We start from the raw sequence: 21,733 nt of genomic DNA, 5'->3' as shown, positions 1-21,733 counted from the left end.
CCCTTCATAAAAGAAATTATTCTTTCAAAACTGGATAAACGGTTCATTGAATGGTTCAAACATTTTGGTTAAGTCCTCGATCGATTAGTATTCGTCAGCTCCATGTGTCACCACACTTCCACCTCGAACCTATCTACCTCATCGTCTTTGAGGGATCTTACTTACTTGCGTAATGGGAAATCTCATCTTGAGGGGGGCTTCATGCTTAGATGCTTTCAGCACTTATCCCGTCCACACATAGCTACCCAGCGATGCCTTTGGCAAGACAACTGGTACACCAGCGGTGTGTCCATCCCGGTCCTCTCGTACTAAGGACAGCTCCTCTCAAATTTCCTACGCCCACGACGGATAGGGACCGAACTGTCTCACGACGTTCTGAACCCAGCTCGCGTACCGCTTTAATGGGCGAACAGCCCAACCCTTGGGACCGACTACAGCCCCAGGATGCGATGAGCCGACATCGAGGTGCCAAACCTCCCCGTCGATGTGGACTCTTGGGGGAGATAAGCCTGTTATCCCCGGGGTAGCTTTTATCCGTTGAGCGATGGCCCTTCCATGCGGAACCACCGGATCACTAAGCCCGTCTTTCGACCCTGCTCGACTTGTAGGTCTCGCAGTCAAGCTCCCTTGTGCCTTTACACTCTACGAATGATTTCCAACCATTCTGAGGGAACCTTTGGGCGCCTCCGTTACCTTTTAGGAGGCGACCGCCCCAGTCAAACTGTCCGCCTGACACTGTCTCCTGCCCCGCTAAGGGGCATGGGTTAGAATTTCAATACAACCAGGGTAGTATCCCACCGACGCCTCCTTCGAAGCTGGCGCTCCGAGATCTCTGGCTCCTACCTATCCTGTACAAGTTGTACCAAAATTCAATATCAGGCTACAGTAAAGCTCCACGGGGTCTTTCCGTCCTGTCGCGGGTAACCTGCATCTTCACAGGTACTATAATTTCACCGAGTCTCTCGTTGAGACAGTGCCCAGATCGTTACGCCTTTCGTGCGGGTCGGAACTTACCCGACAAGGAATTTCGCTACCTTAGGACCGTTATAGTTACGGCCGCCGTTTACTGGGGCTTCAATTCGCAGCTTCGCTTGCGCTAACCACTCCTCTTAACCTTCCAGCACCGGGCAGGCGTCAGCCCCTATACGTCACCTTACGGTTTTGCAGAGACCTGTGTTTTTGCTAAACAGTCGCCTGGGCCTATTCACTGCGGCTCTCATGCGCTTGCACGCTCAAGAGCACCCCTTCTCCCGAAGTTACGGGGTCATTTTGCCGAGTTCCTTAACGAGAGTTCTCTCGCACACCTTAGGATTCTCTCCTCGACTACCTGTGTCGGTTTGCGGTACGGGCACCTCTCACCTCGATAGAGGCTTTTCTTGGCAGTGTGAAATCAGGAACTTCGTCCATACGGACTCGCCATCACAGCTCAACGTTACAGTGTGCGGATTTGCCTACACACACGCCTTACTGCTTGGACGCGCATAACCAACAGCGCGCTTACCCTATCCTACTGCGTCCCCCCATTTCTCAAACGGTGAGGAGGTGGTACAGGAATATCAACCTGTTGTCCATCGCCTACGCCTATCGGCCTCGGCTTAGGTCCCGACTAACCCTGAGCGGACGAGCCTTCCTCAGGAAACCTTAGTCATACGGTGGACGGGATTCTCACCCGTCTTTCGCTACTCATACCGGCATTCTCACTTCTAAGCGCTCCACCAGTCCTTCCGGTCTGACTTCAACGCACTTAGAACGCTCTCCTACCACTGACATCGTAGATGTCAATCCACAGCTTCGGTGAATCGTTTAGCCCCGATACATTTTCGGCGCAGCGTCACTCGACCAGTGAGCTATTACGCACTCTTTAAATGATGGCTGCTTCTAAGCCAACATCCTGGTTGTCTGTGCAACGCCACATCCTTTTCCACTTAACGATTACTTTGGGACCTTAGCTGGTGGTCTGGGCTGTTTCCCTTTTGACTACGGATCTTATCACTCGCAGTCTGACTCCCGTGTATAAATATCTGGCATTCGGAGTTTGTCTGAATTCGGTAAACCGGGATGGCCCCCTAGTCCAAACAGTGCTCTACCTCCAGTATTCTCATCACGAGGCTAGCCCTAAAGCTATTTCGGAGAGAACCAGCTATCTCCAAGTTCGATTGGAATTTCTCCGCTACCCACACCTCATCCCCGCACTTTTCAACGTGCGTGGGTTCGGGCCTCCAGTAAGTGTTACCTTACCTTCACCCTGGACATGGGTAGATCACCTGGTTTCGGGTCTACGACCACGTACTATTTCGCCCTATTCAGACTCGCTTTCGCTGCGGCTCCGCCTTCTAAAGCTTAACCTCGCACGTAATCGTAACTCGCCGGTTCATTCTACAAAAGGCACGCTATCACCCATTAACGGGCTCTAACTACTTGTAGGCACACGGTTTCAGGATCTCTTTCACTCCCCTTCCGGGGTGCTTTTCACCTTTCCCTCACGGTACTGGTTCACTATCGGTCACTAGGTAGTATTTAGCCTTGGGAGATGGTCCTCCCGGATTCCGACGGAATTTCACGTGTTCCGCCGTACTCAGGATCCACTCAGGAGGGAACGAACTTTCGACTACAGGGCTTTTACCTGCTCTGGCGGACCTTTCCAAGTCGCTTCATCTAACTCGCTCTTTTGTAACTCCGTATTGAGTGTCCTACAACCCCAAGAGGCAAGCCTCTTGGTTTGGGCTCTTCCCGTTTCGCTCGCCGCTACTCAGGGAATCGATTTTTCTTTCTCTTCCTCCAGGTACTTAGATGTTTCAGTTCCCTGGGTCTGCCTTCAAGACGCTATGTATTCACGTCAAGATACTACGCGATTAAACGTAGTGGGTTCCCCCATTCGGAAATCTCCGGATCAAAGCTCACTTACAGCTCCCCGAAGCATATCGGTGTTAGTGCCGTCCTTCTTCGGCTCCTAGTGCCAAGGCATTCGCCGTGCGCCCTTAATAACTTAACCTATCAGCTTTCAATACACATCGCATTTAACTGCTCGTGTCTTGAAACCTTTTAATGTTATTAAGCCTATAAAAAACTTAAAAAATAAATGTGTTTGTTACTATTTCAATGTCGTTTTATCCAGTTTTCAAAGAACAAGTTTTGAAGTATTTCATTCAGAAGAATGAACCTTCAAAACTGAACGCAAAACGTAATCTTACAAACCCAAGGTTTGTATTCCGAAAATATCCTTAGAAAGGAGGTGATCCAGCCGCACCTTCCGATACGGCTACCTTGTTACGACTTCACCCCAATCATCTATCCCACCTTCGGCGGCTGGCTCCAAAAGGTTACCTCACCGACTTCGGGTGTTACAAACTCTCGTGGTGTGACGGGCGGTGTGTACAAGGCCCGGGAACGTATTCACCGCGGCATGCTGATCCGCGATTACTAGCGATTCCGGCTTCATGTAGGCGAGTTGCAGCCTACAATCCGAACTGAGAACGACTTTATCGGATTAGCTCCCTCTCGCGAGTTGGCAACCGTTTGTATCGTCCATTGTAGCACGTGTGTAGCCCAGGTCATAAGGGGCATGATGATTTGACGTCATCCCCACCTTCCTCCGGTTTGTCACCGGCAGTCACCTTAGAGTGCCCAACTAAATGATGGCAACTAAGATCAAGGGTTGCGCTCGTTGCGGGACTTAACCCAACATCTCACGACACGAGCTGACGACAACCATGCACCACCTGTCACCGTTGCCCCCGAAGGGGAAACTATATCTCTACAGTGGTCAACGGGATGTCAAGACCTGGTAAGGTTCTTCGCGTTGCTTCGAATTAAACCACATGCTCCACCGCTTGTGCGGGCCCCCGTCAATTCCTTTGAGTTTCAGTCTTGCGACCGTACTCCCCAGGCGGAGTGCTTAATGCGTTAGCTGCAGCACTAAGGGGCGGAAACCCCCTAACACTTAGCACTCATCGTTTACGGCGTGGACTACCAGGGTATCTAATCCTGTTTGCTCCCCACGCTTTCGCGCCTCAGTGTCAGTTACAGACCAGATAGTCGCCTTCGCCACTGGTGTTCCTCCAAATCTCTACGCATTTCACCGCTACACTTGGAATTCCACTATCCTCTTCTGCACTCAAGTCTCCCAGTTTCCAATGACCCTCCACGGTTGAGCCGTGGGCTTTCACATCAGACTTAAGAAACCACCTGCGCGCGCTTTACGCCCAATAATTCCGGACAACGCTTGCCACCTACGTATTACCGCGGCTGCTGGCACGTAGTTAGCCGTGGCTTTCTAATAAGGTACCGTCAAGGTACAGCCAGTTACTACTGTACTTGTTCTTCCCTTACAACAGAGTTTTACGAACCGAAATCCTTCTTCACTCACGCGGCGTTGCTCCATCAGGCTTTCGCCCATTGTGGAAGATTCCCTACTGCTGCCTCCCGTAGGAGTCTGGGCCGTGTCTCAGTCCCAGTGTGGCCGATCACCCTCTCAGGTCGGCTACGCATCGTCGCCTTGGTGAGCCGTTACCTCACCAACTAGCTAATGCGCCGCGGGCCCATCCTATAGCGACAGCCGAAACCGTCTTTCAGTGTTTCACCATGAGGTGAAACAGATTATTCGGTATTAGCCCCGGTTTCCCGGAGTTATCCCAAACTATAAGGTAGGTTGCCCACGTGTTACTCACCCGTCCGCCGCTAACGTCGAAGGAGCAAGCTCCTTCTCTGTTCGCTCGACTTGCATGTATTAGGCACGCCGCCAGCGTTCGTCCTGAGCCAGGATCAAACTCTCCATAAAAGAAATTTGATTAGCTCAAATTGTTTTGCTGGCATCAATTTTGATGTCCAAAATTTTGTTTCTTTCACTAGCTAGGCTAGCTACTAAAAACTTTATTGATTACGTTTTGCATGTTCAGTTTTCAAGGTTCATTTGATGTTCGCTACTTTGCTAAGAGCTAACTTTTATATAATAACATGTTTTATAATGTTTGTCAAACAGTTATTTTATTTTTTATATTTTAGTAGCTGCATATCTCAACAGCAACTTTTATATAATAACATGCTTATTTTCAATGGTCAATAGTTTTTATAAATCTTTTTTTATAATCTTAGTCGTGGCCAGTTTCTTAAAAATTGAATGGTACGATTCCTTCCTATTTCTAAGAGTGTTTCTTTTGTTTCTTCATTTAAATCAAATTGCGTAGCACTGTAATCTTCTACAGGAATAAAAATAATATCTCTTTCATGTCTTCTTGATATATATCTTTCATCATGTGCATCTTTCATAGTTGAAAATAATGCTTCAAATAAATTTAATCCATTTTTAATTTCATGAGGACACTGTTCCTCTCTCCGTCTACTTAATTTAAGTCCTAAAATGGGTCGTACTTTTCTCCCCTCCCTATCGTCAAAAATCCATAAAGGGAAATTACTTAAAACACCTCCATCTACAATTACCGACTCACCTTTGCCTGTCTTTAACGTAACCGGTTCAAAGAAAAATGGTATACCACAGCTCATACGTAAAGCACAAGCAACTGAAAAATTATTGGCATCTATTTGGTATTTGTATAAATCGTCTGGCAATACAATTATTCTACCATTAGTTATATCTGAAGCGACTAGCTTTAGTGAATCTTTGGGTAGATCTCCAAAAGTATAAACGCCTTTTTCGGCCAATTTTTTGAAGAACCACTTTTCTAATGCCTTTCCTTTATACAGACCTAAATGGTTATAAACATTTATCCATTTCATAAAAGGGAAAGGTAATATTGTTCTTCTAGAATCGAGTAATGAAGGTACATCTAACTCTTCTAGCATAGTTTCAATTTCTCTACCGCTATATCCTGCAGCAATGAACGCAGCTAAGATTGCTCCAGCACTTGTACCAGCCACACGTTTAAAACGGAAATTTTCAGCTTCTAGTACTTGATAAGCTCCCACGAGTGCAAAGCCCTTCAAACCTCCCCCAGAAAACACACCATCAATCCACATATTCCCTCTCCTTTTTTCGTAATCTTTACATTATAAGAATCGAAATTGACGATTAGAACTAAAATTTGTATTTTAGTGTCGAAATCAAACTATTACTGAAAAAGGAATTACTTTAGTATTTAGGATATTGGAACAATTTCATAGATTGGTGTCCTCTTTTACAAATGAGAAAATATTATATAACATGAATTGTTTATATCATTTCAATTAACACTTCCAACTTATTAATTTAGTCATTCGTTTCATAAAGTTTCTACGTACCCATAATAGATTTACTCTATAAAATTTATGGAGATCTATATAAAAAACTTTACTTCAAATTAAAAATTTAAAAACATTTTATATGAAATAAAAAAACAGTCAGCACACAGCTGACTGTTTTTATTGCCTAGCGACGTCCTACTCTCACAGGGGGAAGCCCCCAACTACCATCGGCGCTAAAGAGCTTAACTTCCGTGTTCGGTATGGGAACGGGTGTGACCTCTTTGCCATCATCACTAGACTATTTTCGGCTTTCAATATACATCGCATTTCTTCGTCAGCTGCTGTCGTTCATTCAGTCACGTACTTGAGTACGCTCCTTCCCTCTCTCCATTGCTTCCTCGAACTACTCGTATCTTGAAACCCTTCATAAAAGAAATTATTCTTTCAAAACTGGATAAACGGTTCATTGAAGGTTTCAAACTTTTTGGTTAAGTCCTCGATCGATTAGTATTCGTCAGCTCCATGTGTCACCACACTTCCACCTCGAACCTATCTACCTCATCGTCTTTGAGGGATCTTACTTACTTGCGTAATGGGAAATCTCATCTTGAGGGGGGCTTCATGCTTAGATGCTTTCAGCACTTATCCCGTCCACACATAGCTACCCAGCGATGCCTTTGGCAAGACAACTGGTACACCAGCGGTGTGTCCATCCCGGTCCTCTCGTACTAAGGACAGCTCCTCTCAAATTTCCTACGCCCACGACGGATAGGGACCGAACTGTCTCACGACGTTCTGAACCCAGCTCGCGTACCGCTTTAATGGGCGAACAGCCCAACCCTTGGGACCGACTACAGCCCCAGGATGCGATGAGCCGACATCGAGGTGCCAAACCTCCCCGTCGATGTGGACTCTTGGGGGAGATAAGCCTGTTATCCCCGGGGTAGCTTTTATCCGTTGAGCGATGGCCCTTCCATGCGGAACCACCGGATCACTAAGCCCGTCTTTCGACCCTGCTCGACTTGTAGGTCTCGCAGTCAAGCTCCCTTGTGCCTTTACACTCTACGAATGATTTCCAACCATTCTGAGGGAACCTTTGGGCGCCTCCGTTACCTTTTAGGAGGCGACCGCCCCAGTCAAACTGTCCGCCTGACACTGTCTCCTGCCCCGCTAAGGGGCATGGGTTAGAATTTCAATACAACCAGGGTAGTATCCCACCGACGCCTCCTTCGAAGCTGGCGCTCCGAGATCTCTGGCTCCTACCTATCCTGTACAAGTTGTACCAAAATTCAATATCAGGCTACAGTAAAGCTCCACGGGGTCTTTCCGTCCTGTCGCGGGTAACCTGCATCTTCACAGGTACTATAATTTCACCGAGTCTCTCGTTGAGACAGTGCCCAGATCGTTACGCCTTTCGTGCGGGTCGGAACTTACCCGACAAGGAATTTCGCTACCTTAGGACCGTTATAGTTACGGCCGCCGTTTACTGGGGCTTCAATTCGCAGCTTCGCTTGCGCTAACCACTCCTCTTAACCTTCCAGCACCGGGCAGGCGTCAGCCCCTATACGTCACCTTACGGTTTTGCAGAGACCTGTGTTTTTGCTAAACAGTCGCCTGGGCCTATTCACTGCGGCTCTCATGCGCTTGCACGCTCAAGAGCACCCCTTCTCCCGAAGTTACGGGGTCATTTTGCCGAGTTCCTTAACGAGAGTTCTCTCGCACACCTTAGGATTCTCTCCTCGACTACCTGTGTCGGTTTGCGGTACGGGCACCTCTCACCTCGATAGAGGCTTTTCTTGGCAGTGTGAAATCAGGAACTTCGTCCATACGGACTCGCCATCACAGCTCAACGTTACAGTGTGCGGATTTGCCTACACACACGCCTTACTGCTTGGACGCGCATAACCAACAGCGCGCTTACCCTATCCTACTGCGTCCCCCCATTTCTCAAACGGTGAGGAGGTGGTACAGGAATATCAACCTGTTGTCCATCGCCTACGCCTATCGGCCTCGGCTTAGGTCCCGACTAACCCTGAGCGGACGAGCCTTCCTCAGGAAACCTTAGTCATACGGTGGACGGGATTCTCACCCGTCTTTCGCTACTCATACCGGCATTCTCACTTCTAAGCGCTCCACCAGTCCTTCCGGTCTGACTTCAACGCACTTAGAACGCTCTCCTACCACTGACATCGTAGATGTCAATCCACAGCTTCGGTGAATCGTTTAGCCCCGATACATTTTCGGCGCAGCGTCACTCGACCAGTGAGCTATTACGCACTCTTTAAATGATGGCTGCTTCTAAGCCAACATCCTGGTTGTCTGTGCAACGCCACATCCTTTTCCACTTAACGATTACTTTGGGACCTTAGCTGGTGGTCTGGGCTGTTTCCCTTTTGACTACGGATCTTATCACTCGCAGTCTGACTCCCGTGTATAAATATCTGGCATTCGGAGTTTGTCTGAATTCGGTAAACCGGGATGGCCCCCTAGTCCAAACAGTGCTCTACCTCCAGTATTCTCATCACGAGGCTAGCCCTAAAGCTATTTCGGAGAGAACCAGCTATCTCCAAGTTCGATTGGAATTTCTCCGCTACCCACACCTCATCCCCGCACTTTTCAACGTGCGTGGGTTCGGGCCTCCAGTAAGTGTTACCTTACCTTCACCCTGGACATGGGTAGATCACCTGGTTTCGGGTCTACGACCACGTACTATTTCGCCCTATTCAGACTCGCTTTCGCTGCGGCTCCGCCTTCTAAAGCTTAACCTCGCACGTAATCGTAACTCGCCGGTTCATTCTACAAAAGGCACGCTATCACCCATTAACGGGCTCTAACTACTTGTAGGCACACGGTTTCAGGATCTCTTTCACTCCCCTTCCGGGGTGCTTTTCACCTTTCCCTCACGGTACTGGTTCACTATCGGTCACTAGGTAGTATTTAGCCTTGGGAGATGGTCCTCCCGGATTCCGACGGAATTTCACGTGTTCCGCCGTACTCAGGATCCACTCAGGAGGGAACGAACTTTCGACTACAGGGCTTTTACCTGCTCTGGCGGACCTTTCCAAGTCGCTTCATCTAACTCGCTCTTTTGTAACTCCGTATTGAGTGTCCTACAACCCCAAGAGGCAAGCCTCTTGGTTTGGGCTCTTCCCGTTTCGCTCGCCGCTACTCAGGGAATCGATTTTTCTTTCTCTTCCTCCAGGTACTTAGATGTTTCAGTTCCCTGGGTCTGCCTTCAAGACGCTATGTATTCACGTCAAGATACTACGCGATTAAACGTAGTGGGTTCCCCCATTCGGAAATCTCCGGATCAAAGCTCACTTACAGCTCCCCGAAGCATATCGGTGTTAGTGCCGTCCTTCTTCGGCTCCTAGTGCCAAGGCATTCGCCGTGCGCCCTTAATAACTTAACCAAGTTATTAAGCCTATAAAAAAACTTAAAAAATAAATGTGTTTGTTACAATTTCAATGTCGTTTTATCCAGTTTTCAAAGAACAAGTTTGGTGGAGCCTAGCGGGATCGAACCGCTGACCTCCTGCGTGCAAGGCAGGCGCTCTCCCAGCTGAGCTAAGGCCCCAAGAGGTATATATGGTGGGCCTAAATGGACTCGAACCATCGACCTCACGCTTATCAGGCGTGCGCTCTAACCAGCTGAGCTATAGGCCCTCTTGGAAGTTTTATATTATTAATAAACCTTCAAAACTGAACGCAAAACGTAATCTTACAAACCCAAGGTTTGTATTCCGAAAATATCCTTAGAAAGGAGGTGATCCAGCCGCACCTTCCGATACGGCTACCTTGTTACGACTTCACCCCAATCATCTATCCCACCTTCGGCGGCTGGCTCCAAAAGGTTACCTCACCGACTTCGGGTGTTACAAACTCTCGTGGTGTGACGGGCGGTGTGTACAAGGCCCGGGAACGTATTCACCGCGGCATGCTGATCCGCGATTACTAGCGATTCCGGCTTCATGTAGGCGAGTTGCAGCCTACAATCCGAACTGAGAACGACTTTATCGGATTAGCTCCCTCTCGCGAGTTGGCAACCGTTTGTATCGTCCATTGTAGCACGTGTGTAGCCCAGGTCATAAGGGGCATGATGATTTGACGTCATCCCCACCTTCCTCCGGTTTGTCACCGGCAGTCACCTTAGAGTGCCCAACTAAATGATGGCAACTAAGATCAAGGGTTGCGCTCGTTGCGGGACTTAACCCAACATCTCACGACACGAGCTGACGACAACCATGCACCACCTGTCACCGTTGCCCCCGAAGGGGAAACTATATCTCTACAGTGGTCAACGGGATGTCAAGACCTGGTAAGGTTCTTCGCGTTGCTTCGAATTAAACCACATGCTCCACCGCTTGTGCGGGCCCCCGTCAATTCCTTTGAGTTTCAGTCTTGCGACCGTACTCCCCAGGCGGAGTGCTTAATGCGTTAGCTGCAGCACTAAGGGGCGGAAACCCCCTAACACTTAGCACTCATCGTTTACGGCGTGGACTACCAGGGTATCTAATCCTGTTTGCTCCCCACGCTTTCGCGCCTCAGTGTCAGTTACAGACCAGATAGTCGCCTTCGCCACTGGTGTTCCTCCAAATCTCTACGCATTTCACCGCTACACTTGGAATTCCACTATCCTCTTCTGCACTCAAGTCTCCCAGTTTCCAATGACCCTCCACGGTTGAGCCGTGGGCTTTCACATCAGACTTAAGAAACCACCTGCGCGCGCTTTACGCCCAATAATTCCGGACAACGCTTGCCACCTACGTATTACCGCGGCTGCTGGCACGTAGTTAGCCGTGGCTTTCTAATAAGGTACCGTCAAGGTACAGCCAGTTACTACTGTACTTGTTCTTCCCTTACAACAGAGTTTTACGAACCGAAATCCTTCTTCACTCACGCGGCGTTGCTCCATCAGGCTTTCGCCCATTGTGGAAGATTCCCTACTGCTGCCTCCCGTAGGAGTCTGGGCCGTGTCTCAGTCCCAGTGTGGCCGATCACCCTCTCAGGTCGGCTACGCATCGTCGCCTTGGTGAGCCGTTACCTCACCAACTAGCTAATGCGCCGCGGGCCCATCCTATAGCGACAGCCGAAACCGTCTTTCAGTGTTTCACCATGAGGTGAAACAGATTATTCGGTATTAGCCCCGGTTTCCCGGAGTTATCCCAAACTATAAGGTAGGTTGCCCACGTGTTACTCACCCGTCCGCCGCTAACGTCGAAGGAGCAAGCTCCTTCTCTGTTCGCTCGACTTGCATGTATTAGGCACGCCGCCAGCGTTCGTCCTGAGCCAGGATCAAACTCTCCATAAAAGAAATTTGATTAGCTCAAATTGTTTTGCTGGCATCAATTTTGATGTCCAAAATTTTGTTTTGTTCACTAGCTAGGCTAGCTACTAAAAACTTTATTGATTACGTTTTGCTTGTTCAGTTTTCAAGGTTCATGTTGTTTATTTCAGCGTCACCTCTTGGCGACTCACTAATAATATCAAGATTCGACAACTATGTCAACATATTATCTAAAAATATTTCAATAGATTAAATTTATCAATTCAAACACTTGATACTAAGCAAAAATAGTATATTGCCTAGTAGAAGAGAAAGTTGGAAATTGAAGGTACTATACTTTATATAACCGTATACCTCTCCACATTATGATCCTTACTATAAATGAAAAAAGGCAGCCATAATTATGGCTTGCCTTTCTACAAATTAGTAATGATTCGAGAAATATAAAAACTGCGGTTTTTTCCTAAATCAAAAATTTCGCCTGTATGAACTAATTTAATGAGAGGACGTGTGGGTGCAAACTTATTTACAAACATGACTTCTCCACGCTCTAGGTTAGAAAGTTCAACAATCGTACCTATAGGGAGATCCGCAACAATATCGATTAATGCACGTACCACTTTAATATCAAACTTACCGAACTCAGATTCATTAATCATTTCTATTACTTTAAACGACGATTGCTTTGACCTATATACACGTTCACAAGTCATGGCATGGAATACATCTGCCACGGCAATGATTTGCGCAAAGATAGAAATATTAGCGATCTTTTCGCCTTTCGGATACCCGCTTCCATTTAAACGTTCATGGTGTTGAAATATTGCCTCTTTCATAGTTTCTTTTAAAATGGTTAAATCCTTCACCATGTTATAGCTATAAATTGGATGTTTATAAATTTCATCAAACTCCTGCTCAGTAAGAGGTGTCTTTTTATCTCGAATACGGGGGTGTACTTTAGCCATTCCACAATCAGCTAATAGGCCACCTATGGCAATTTGAATTGTTGTCCCTCTATCATAGCCTAACTTTTGAGCAACGACAGAGGAAATCAAAGCTGTTGCTACACTATGGTGATATAAATAGTCTTTAGGGTTAGAAAACTCATTTAAATCAAAAATAATTGTTCGATCTTCCAAGACCATTTCTACCAAAGGCAATATAATGGTTCTTGCTTTGGCGATATCTACTTTAGCACCCGCTTCCCAATTTTTAAATTCCTTTTTAAATTGTTCAATAGAATGATTATAAGACTTCCTAAAAGTCGGAATGTCCTCTACTACTACTTCTACATCAATTTCTTTCTTTTCCGACCGAATATCGTTTTGATTTTTATAAACAGGGACGTTAAAAATATTAAATGCCTGGAAAACTTGTAAATGTACATGGGAAATCATTGTATCTTTAAAGATGATAGGATACTGTGTATTAGCAAAAATATCTTCAGAAATTACTCTACCAACGCCTAACTCTGAAATTGGAACATGTATTGTTTCCATGAAATGAACACCTCTCCACTTTAACTTGCTTCAAATAAGGGTACTTTTATTTTATCATGTAATTCAAAATAATTACTTATTTTTCATTATTTATAATAAAAAACCGATGATCGACATGAACGCTGTCGTCATCGGTTTAAATTATTCCTCTATTTCCTCTTCGTCTTCAGGCAATTCTTCTGCTTTTTCAACCTTAGCCACAGTTGCAACCAATTCTTCATCACCTAAGCGAATTAAACGAACACCCTGTGTGCTGCGCCCAATTAATGAAATATCATTAACATCCATACGAATAAGCATACCGTTAATAGTTATAAGCATAAGATCCTCTGAACCATCAACTGTTTTCACAGCCACCATCGGACCATTTTTATCAGTAATTTGCATTGTTTTTAATCCAACGCCACCACGGCTTTGTAAACGATAATCATCTTCAGAAGTACGTTTACCATAACCTTTTTCAGTAACTACTAAAATTTCTTGTCCTGGTTCAACAATCTCCATACCTACTACTTCGTCACCATCACGAAGTTTAATACCTCGTACACCACCAGCTGTACGTCCCATAGAACGAATATCATCTTCTTGGAAACGAACAAGCATACCATCACGTGTACCAATGATAATTTGCTTATCCCCATCTGTTAAACGAACAGAAATAAGATCATCATCTTCTCGTAAACTGATAGCTATTAAACCATTCGTACGAATGTTGGCAAATTGTGATACAGGTGTACGTTTCGTAATACCCGTTTTTGTTGTAAAGATAAAGTACGCATCTTCATCAAATGATCCAACACGAATCATCGCTGTTACTTTCTCACCTTTATCGATATTGAGCAAGTTAACAATCGGTAGCCCTTTAGCTGTACGACCATACTCTGGAATTTCGTAACCTTTCGCTCTAAATACTTTACCTTTGGAAGTAAAGAATAGAATTGTATCATGCGTAGAGGTATTCATAAGATGTTCTACAAAGTCATCTTCGTTTGTACCCATTCCCTGAACTCCACGACCACCGCGTTTCTGACTACGATATGTATTCGCAGCTAAACGTTTAATATAGCCGTTATGCGTTAAAGTAACGACTGAATTTTCAACAGGAATTAGATCCTCATCTTCAATCATTTCAATACCGCCAGAAGTAATTTCAGTACGGCGTATATCACTATAGCGGTCTTTCAGCTCTAAAATTTCAGTACGAATGATATCAACAATTTTAGCTTCGTCCGCTAAAATTGCCTTTAATTCAGCTATTAGAACCTGAAGCTCTTGATATTCAGCTTCTATTTTTTCACGCTCTAAGCCACTTAAACGAACTAAACGCATATCTAAAATTGCTTGAGCTTGTCGTTCTGATAAATTAAAACGCTCCATTAATTGAGGCTTCGCTTCTTCACCACTACGAGAACCACGAATAATCGCAATTATTTCATCAATATGGTCTAATGCAATTCGTAAGCCTTCTAAAATATGTGCACGGTCTTCTGCTTTTCGAAGATCGAATTCAGTACGACGACGAATAATAACTTTTTGGTGCTCTAAATAATGGTATAGCATTTCTTTTAAGCCTAATACCTTTGGCTGACCATTTACTAATGACAGCATATTGATACCAAAGCTTGATTGCATAGCTGTTTGTTTGTATAGATTATTTAACACTACATTTGCATTTGCATCTTTTCGTACCTCGATAACTACCCGCATACCACGACGGTCTGACTCATCACGTAAATTCGTAATACCATCGATTTTTTTATCACGGACAAGCTCTGCGATTTTTTCAATCAGCTTAGCCTTATTTACTTGGTATGGTAATTCATGGACAAGGATAGTTTCCTTACCATTTGCCTTTTGCTCAATTTCCACCTTCGCACGAATAATAATAGAACCACGGCCAGATTCATAAGCTCTACGAATCCCACTACGGCCTAAAATTAATCCGCCAGTAGGGAAATCTGGGCCAGGGATGATTTCCATCAATTCTTCTGTAGTAATGGCTGGGTTTTCAGAAAGTGCTATAACCGCATCAATCGTTTCTCCCAAATGGTGAGGAGGAATATTTGTGGCCATACCAACGGCAATCCCTGCAGCACCGTTTACTAATAAGTTTGGATAACGACTTGGTAAAACAATCGGTTCTTTTTCAGAGCCATCATAGTTATCTGTATAATCAATTGTGTCTTTATTGATATCACGTAGCATTTCCATCGCAATTTTAGACATACGTGATTCTGTATAACGCATAGCTGCCGCTCCATCACCATCAACAGAACCAAAGTTCCCATGACCGTCAACAAGCATATAACGATAGCTAAAATCTTGTGCCATACGTACCATAGCATCATAAATGGAAGAGTCACCATGTGGATGGTACTTACCCATAACATCACCAACAATACGTGCTGATTTTTTGTAAGGTTTATCTGCTGTATTTCCTAACTCCTGCATCCCATATAAAATACGACGATGTACTGGTTTTAATCCATCACGTACATCAGGTAATGCACGTGAAACAATTACACTCATTGCATAATCAAGAAAGGATGTTTCAATTTCTTCTGTAATATTAATTCCTTTAACACCGGAGCGTTCTTGTTCTGACAAAGTGTAGACCTCCTCTCAAGAAAAATTAGATATCTAAATTAGCGTAAACGGCATTTTCCTCAATAAATTGACGACGAGGTTCAACTTCATCGCCCATTAAACGCTCAAATGCTTGGTTAGCCTTAATTGCATCATCTAATTCTACTTGTAATAATGTACGGTGCTCTGGATCCATTGTAGTATCCCAAAGTTGTTCAGCATTCATTTCACCAAGACCTTTATAACGTTGTACATTCGGTTTTGGCATTTTTGGTAGTCGTTCTAAAATTTCTTTTAATGTTTCATCATCATAGCAATATTCAACATGCTTACCTTGTTTCACTTGATAAAGTGGTGGCTGCGCAATGTAAATATAGCCTGCCTCTATAAGTGGACGAAGGAAACGGAAGAAGAATGTTAAAAGCAATGTACGAATATGTGCACCATCAACATCGGCATCTGTCATAATAATAATTTTATGATAACGGGCCTTTTCTAAATTGAACTCTTCTCCAATACCGGTACCGAATGCTGTAATCATGGCACGGATTTCTGCGTTCGATAAAATCTTATCTAAGCGTGCCTTTTCAACATTGAGAATTTTCCCACGTAAAGGCAATATTGCTTGGAAGTGACGATCACGTCCTGATTTAGCTGATCCTCCCGCAGAATCACCCTCAACAATATAGATTTCACAATCAGCTGGATTCGTTGAAGAACAGTCAGCCAATTTACCAGGCAAGCTTGACACTTCAAGTGCATTTTTACGACGAGTAAATTCACGGGCCTTTTTGGCTGCGACACGAGCACGAGCTGCCATTAAACCTTTTTCCACAACTTTGCGAGCAACAGTTGGATTTTCCAACATAAAACGTTCAAAGCCATCCGAGAATAAAGCGTTAGTAATTTGACTTACTTCCGAGTTCCCTAGCTTTGTTTTTGTTTGCCCCTCAAATTGAGGATCTGGATGTTTAATAGAAACAATAGCTGTTAAGCCTTCGCGCACATCCTCACCTGTCAAATTGGCATCAGCTTCTTTCAATAATCCACCTTTTCGTGCGTAATCATTAATGACGCGTGTAAGAGCTGTTTTAAAACCAGACTCATGTGTACCACCTTCATACGTATTAATGTTATTAGCAAATGAAAATATATTAGAAGAGAATCCGGCATTATATTGCATAGCAATCTCAACCGAGATACCATCTTTTTCTCCAAGTACATCAATCGGATCATGAATAGGCTCTTTAGATTGATTTAGGTGCTCAACATATGAACGAATACCACCTTCATAGTGATATGTAGTTGAACGCTCCTCACCTTCACGTTCATCGGCAATGGTAATCTTGATTCCACGATTTAAATAAGCCAATTCACGAATACGATGAGCTAAAATATCATACTCATAAACAGTAGTTTCTTTAAAAATTTCTGGGTCCGCTTTAAAACGTGTTGTTGTTCCATTACGGTCTGTATCACCAATAATCTTTAGTTCTTGTATCGTTTTTCCACGTTGGAATTTGATTTCATGAATATGACCTTCACGGTGAACTTGCACAATTGTTTCAACAGAAAGAGCATTAACAACGGATGCCCCTACTCCATGTAGACCACCTGAAACTTTGTAGCCTCCACCGCCAAATTTACCACCAGCATGTAAAACTGTCATGATAACTTCAACAGCAGGCTTACCCATCTTTTCTTGAATGCTGACCGGAATACCACGACCGTTATCTTCTACGCGAATCCAGTTTTCTTTTTCTATTGTTACTTGTATATCTGTACAAAATCCTGCCAGAGCTTCATCGATACTATTATCAACGATTTCCCATACTAAGTGGTGTAACCCTTTTGAGCTTGTTGAACCGATATACATCCCTGGTCTTTTACGTACTGCCTCTAAACCTTCTAATACCTGTATCTGATCGGCCTCATAAGCTTGGTTTTGTAAACCTTCGTTCTCTATAGCCACGGCTTTCATCTACTCCTTCATAACATCATTGTGTGTAAATGAATGAACAGTCAACCGAGCTGACTATTACCATTCTTTTGTAATCTAAAAAACTACCCTGGCTAACTTTTTTCAATCGCACCTTGTTTCACGTGGAACAGTTGAGCCTGCTCCATTGTTTCATGATGAATTCCTTCAACACTTGTAGTTGTGACAAAGGTTTGCACTTCACCTTGAATGGTATTTAATAAATGCGATTGACGATAATCATCAAGTTCCGACAAGACATCATCTAAAAGTAGTATGGGTGTTTCATTTGTTTCTTGTTTAATTAATTCAATTTCAGCAAGTTTTAAAGACAATGCGGTTGTACGCTGCTGTCCTTGCGAGCCATATGTTTGCACATCATAGCCATTTACTAAAAACTGCAAATCATCACGATGTGGACCTACTAACGTCACACCTCTGTCAAATTCGCGTTCTCTTGCTTCCATCAATTTTTGATGTAAAGTATTTTCAATTTCGCTAGAAGAATGTTCTTTTTCTATTCCAGCTACCGTACGATATTTTATAACGAGCGTTTCCTTCCCTTGTGATATACCTGCATGTATAGGTTCAGCCCACTCCTGCAATAAATCCATAAATTGAAATCTTTTACGAATAATTTGGGTAGCTGCATGAATATATTGTTCATTATAAACCTCATACATCACATCATTTGACATGGACTTGCCCTGGTTCATCTTTAAGAAATGGTTACGTTGTTTTAAAACTTTTTGAAAGGTTAATAAATCATGTAAATAGACAGGCGAAATTTGCCCAATCTCCATATCAATAAAACGTCGGCGTATTTGCGGACTACCCTTTACAACGTTTAAATCCTCTGGTGCAAACATTACGACGTTCATTTGGCCAATATAATGACTAAGGCGACTTTGCTCTATATGATTTATCTTGCCCTTTTTACCCTTCTTTGTAATCGTAAGCTCAATCGGTAAAATACCATGTCTTTTTTGAACGGCCCCTTCTATTTTACCATAGTCTGAATCCCAACGTATCAATTCTTTATCGTTCGTTGTTCGATGGGATTTAGCCATTGCTAATACGTAAATAGACTCCATAACATTTGTTTTTCCTTGAGCATTTTCACCAATGAAAACATTAATTTTTGGAGAGAAGTTTAAAGCTAAAGCATCATAATTACGGTAATTTGTAAGTTTTATTTGTTCAATATGCATAGTTTATTGCCCAGTTGGTCCTACGATCTGAAAACGACCACATCCTGGTATATTTATAACATCTCCGTTACGTAATTTTCGACCTCGACGATCGTCTACTTCTCCATTGACATATACAGCATTTTCCTGTAAAAACCACTTCGCCATTCCACCTGAACTAATGGCATCAGATATTTTTAATAGCTGCCCTAACGTGATGAACTCCTCATCGATTTTAATGTCCTGCATAGTGTGTTCCCCTCCAAATACAGACTGACTATCTCTCTATCATACCTAAAATTTCCCCATAAGTAAAAAAGATAGCCGCAAATTGCGACTATCCTAACAGATCTTAAATTTTTAGTAAGTACGTACAGGTAAAATTAATTGTAAAATTGCATCGTCATGAACCGAGCGTAAAATAAACGGTCTCATTGCGCCTGTAAATTGAATAACTACATCTTGGCCGTCGATTGCCTTCAATGCCTCCATCATATATTTGGCACTAAAAGAAATTTTCAGACCTTCCCCTTCTAATGACTCAACAGGAATTTCCTCTTGTACTTTACCGATTTCAGGTGAATTAGAAGAAACTTCAACTGCTTGGTGGCCTAATATTTCAAAACGGACAACATTATTACGGTCTCCTCTTGCTACTAGTGAGGCACGGTCAATAGCTTGCAATAAAGATTTGCCGTTAATCGTTACATTAGTTTGATATTCTTCCGGAATTAAGCGAGTAGTGTCTGGGTAATTTCCTTCTAACAAACGAGAGAAGAATAAAACATCTCCTGTTTTAAATAATACTTGCTGACTTGTAATAACAATTTGGACAAGATTTGTAGAATCCTCTAGTACTTTATTTAACTCATTTAAACTTTTTCCTGGGATAACAACACTATGCTCAACTGCTGGTAAATTTTCCAGTTGTACCTTACGTCTAGCTAAACGGTGACTATCTGTTGCAACACAGATTAATGTTTCGTTTTTAATCTGCCAGTTTACACCTGTCAACACCGGTCTACTTTCTGAAGTGGCAACTGCAAACACTGTTTCACGAATAATTGTTTTTAGAAGATCAGCAGGAATAGTAAATTTTTGATCTTCCGTTAATTCTGGTAATAATGGGTATTCAGCTGCATCAGAGCCAATTAAATGGAACTCAGATTTACCAGAGCGAATATGAGTTTGGAAACCAGGTGTTACATGGATTTCAACATCATTTGTTGGTAATTTACGTACAATTTCATTAAACATACGAGCTTGTACAACTATTGATCCTGTTTCTGCAATGTGAATAATCTGTTGTCCATCTTCCTCAACAGGGATAAATGTTTGGATTGTAATATCTGCATCACTACCTGTTAAGCGAATACCTTCTTCTGTTACATCAATTTTAATCCCTGTTAAAATCGGGATAGTTGTTTTAGAACTTACTGCTTTCATGACATCATTTAAACCCTCTAATAAACGGTCACGTAAAATATCAAATTTCATTCGTTTTCCCTCACATATTTATATTATTTATTTATATAAAATAAAAAAGATATAGTAATAGGCTCTGTGGATTTGTGGATAAGTGCCTTTTTATGAATAAAATCAGTCTATCCACATGTAGATAGACTGTGTATAAGTTTGTGTTTAAATAGTAGGATTGTCCACAGTAATTACTTCCCTAGCATGCTACGAATTTGTTTAACATCTTGTTGAAGCTGGACGTCATTTTTCAACAAAGAAGATATTTTTTCGTGAGCATGAATCACAGTTGTATGATCACGTCCTCCAAATTCTTCGCCAATTTTCGGCAGCGAAAAATCTGTTAATTCGCGTGATAAATACATGGCAATTTGGCGAGGAAAAGCAATTAGCTTTGTACGCTTTTTCGCCACAAAATCTTCTAAACGTATACTAAAATGCTCACCAACAGCATTTTGAATGTCTAATATTGTCACAGTTCGTGGCTTTGAATTAGGAATGATATCCTTTAGTGCCTCTGCAGCAAGTGTGGCATTAATATCTTTGTTTACGAGTGATGAATAGGCAACGACGCGAATAAGCGCACCTTCAAGCTCCCTAATATTGGAGTCAATCTGGTTCGCAATATAGAGCATCACCTCATTGGGTACCTCTAAACCATCTGCTTTTGCTTTTTTACGCAGAATAGCAATACGTGTTTCCAAATCAGGAGGTGCAATATCCGTTATTAATCCCCATTCAAAACGTGAACGTAGCCGATCCTCTAATGTTGGAATTTCCTTTGGAGGTCGGTCACTTGATATAACAATTTGCTTGGATTCTTCATGTAAAGTATTAAACGTGTGGAAAAATTCTTCTTGAGTTGATTCTTTTCCAGCAAGGAATTGAATATCATCAATTAGCAGTACATCCACATTGCGGTACTTATTGCGAAAATCAAGTGCTTTGTTATCACGAATAGAGTTAATAAATTCATTTGTAAATTTCTCAGATGATAAATAGACTACTTTTGCATTCGGATTATGCTCTAAAACATAATGACCAATGGCATGCATTAAGTGCGTCTTACCAAGCCCAACTCCCCCATAAATGAAGAAAGGGTTATAAGCCTTTGCAGGTGCTTCAGCAACTGCTAGAGAGGCAGCATGTGCAAAGCGGTTACCAGAGCCAATAACAAACGTATCAAAAGTATACTTCGGGTTTAGCATCCCCGGTGAAATATCATGGTGATCGTTATTTTTTGCTTGGATAATCGGCGCCGGCAAATCAAAATCGTCCGAATCCTGGTTTTTTTGAACAACAAATTTAATAAGCAAGTCTTCGCCTGTAAGCTCCGTTAATATACCTGTAATCAAATGAATATAATGATTCTCAAGCCAATCTCGAGCAAACGAATTTGGCGCAGCAATTGTCACAGTTGAACCACTGCCATTGTAGGACAGTAATTTGGTAGACTTTAGCCACGTTTCGAAGCTTGGTTTAGAAATTTTTTGTTCAACTTGAGCCAGGACATTATTCCATAATTCTTCTAAATGTTCCAA

General features: G+C 43.2%; 8 protein-coding genes, 2 tRNA genes and 5 rRNA genes. All 15 read right to left on the bottom strand.

Annotated elements, in window-relative coordinates:
* Positions 1 to 64 precede the first annotated feature (64 nt).
* The 15 genes from MKX57_RS00075 to dnaA all read right to left on the bottom strand — a co-directional run bounded on the left by MKX57_RS00075 (position 65) and on the right by dnaA (position 21,733).
* Positions 65 to 2,992 (bottom strand): 23S ribosomal RNA (locus MKX57_RS00075).
* 233 nt (positions 2,993 to 3,225) lie between these two features.
* Positions 3,226 to 4,777: ribosomal RNA gene (locus tag MKX57_RS00070) — 16S ribosomal RNA — on the bottom strand.
* Positions 4,778 to 5,079: 302 nt separating this feature from the next.
* The gene (locus MKX57_RS00065; RefSeq protein ID WP_008181694.1) at positions 5,080 to 5,973 is read right to left on the bottom strand and encodes a patatin-like phospholipase family protein; all 894 of its coding nucleotides are present in this window, start codon (positions 5,971 to 5,973) and stop codon (positions 5,080 to 5,082) included.
* A 386-nt stretch (positions 5,974 to 6,359) separates the two neighbouring features.
* Positions 6,360 to 6,475: ribosomal RNA gene (rrf, locus tag MKX57_RS00060) — 5S ribosomal RNA — on the bottom strand.
* A 186-nt stretch (positions 6,476 to 6,661) separates the two neighbouring features.
* A 23S ribosomal RNA gene (locus MKX57_RS00055) occupies positions 6,662 to 9,589 on the bottom strand.
* 88 nt (positions 9,590 to 9,677) lie between these two features.
* Positions 9,678 to 9,753 (bottom strand) — tRNA-Ala (locus tag MKX57_RS00050).
* A gap of 12 nt (positions 9,754 to 9,765) precedes the next feature.
* Positions 9,766 to 9,842: transfer RNA gene (locus tag MKX57_RS00045), tRNA-Ile, on the bottom strand.
* A 93-nt stretch (positions 9,843 to 9,935) separates the two neighbouring features.
* A 16S ribosomal RNA gene (locus tag MKX57_RS00040) occupies positions 9,936 to 11,487 on the bottom strand.
* The 16S, 23S and 5S rRNA genes sit together here with 2 tRNA genes alongside, the layout of an rRNA operon.
* A 392-nt stretch (positions 11,488 to 11,879) precedes the next feature.
* On the bottom strand, positions 11,880 to 12,962 hold the full coding sequence (locus tag MKX57_RS00035; RefSeq protein WP_008177998.1) for an HD-GYP domain-containing protein: 1,083 nt from the start codon (positions 12,960 to 12,962) through the stop codon (positions 11,880 to 11,882).
* Positions 12,963 to 13,103: 141 nt separating this feature from the next.
* Positions 13,104 to 15,569: a DNA gyrase subunit A gene (gyrA, locus tag MKX57_RS00030; RefSeq protein WP_008177996.1), complete on the bottom strand. Its 2,466-nt coding sequence runs from the start codon at positions 15,567 to 15,569 to the stop codon at positions 13,104 to 13,106.
* A gap of 25 nt (positions 15,570 to 15,594) precedes the next feature.
* Positions 15,595 to 17,529, bottom strand: coding sequence for a DNA topoisomerase (ATP-hydrolyzing) subunit B (gyrB, locus tag MKX57_RS00025; protein ID WP_171366103.1), 1,935 nt, complete (start codon positions 17,527 to 17,529; stop codon positions 15,595 to 15,597).
* A gap of 92 nt (positions 17,530 to 17,621) precedes the next feature.
* Positions 17,622 to 18,737, bottom strand: a complete 1,116-nt coding sequence (gene recF, locus MKX57_RS00020) for a DNA replication/repair protein RecF (RefSeq protein WP_008177992.1) — start codon at positions 18,735 to 18,737, stop codon at positions 17,622 to 17,624.
* Between the two features lie 3 nt (positions 18,738 to 18,740).
* Positions 18,741 to 18,965, bottom strand: coding sequence for a S4 domain-containing protein YaaA (yaaA, locus tag MKX57_RS00015; RefSeq protein ID WP_008177990.1), 225 nt, complete (start codon positions 18,963 to 18,965; stop codon positions 18,741 to 18,743).
* 111 nt (positions 18,966 to 19,076) lie between these two features.
* Positions 19,077 to 20,213 (bottom strand): DNA polymerase III subunit beta, encoded by a 1,137-nt coding sequence (dnaN, locus tag MKX57_RS00010; RefSeq protein ID WP_090002677.1) that lies wholly within the window; start codon positions 20,211 to 20,213, stop codon positions 19,077 to 19,079.
* Between the two features lie 170 nt (positions 20,214 to 20,383).
* Positions 20,384 to 21,733, bottom strand: coding sequence for a chromosomal replication initiator protein DnaA (gene dnaA, locus MKX57_RS00005; protein ID WP_008177987.1), 1,350 nt, complete (start codon positions 21,731 to 21,733; stop codon positions 20,384 to 20,386).

Source organism: Lysinibacillus sp. FSL M8-0216 (assembly GCF_038595555.1).
GTDB classification, from domain to species: Bacteria; Bacillota; Bacilli; order Bacillales_A; family Planococcaceae; genus Lysinibacillus; species Lysinibacillus fusiformis.
The sequence above is the reverse complement of the archived record's forward strand: the minus strand, read 5'-3'. Positions and strand labels throughout refer to the sequence as shown.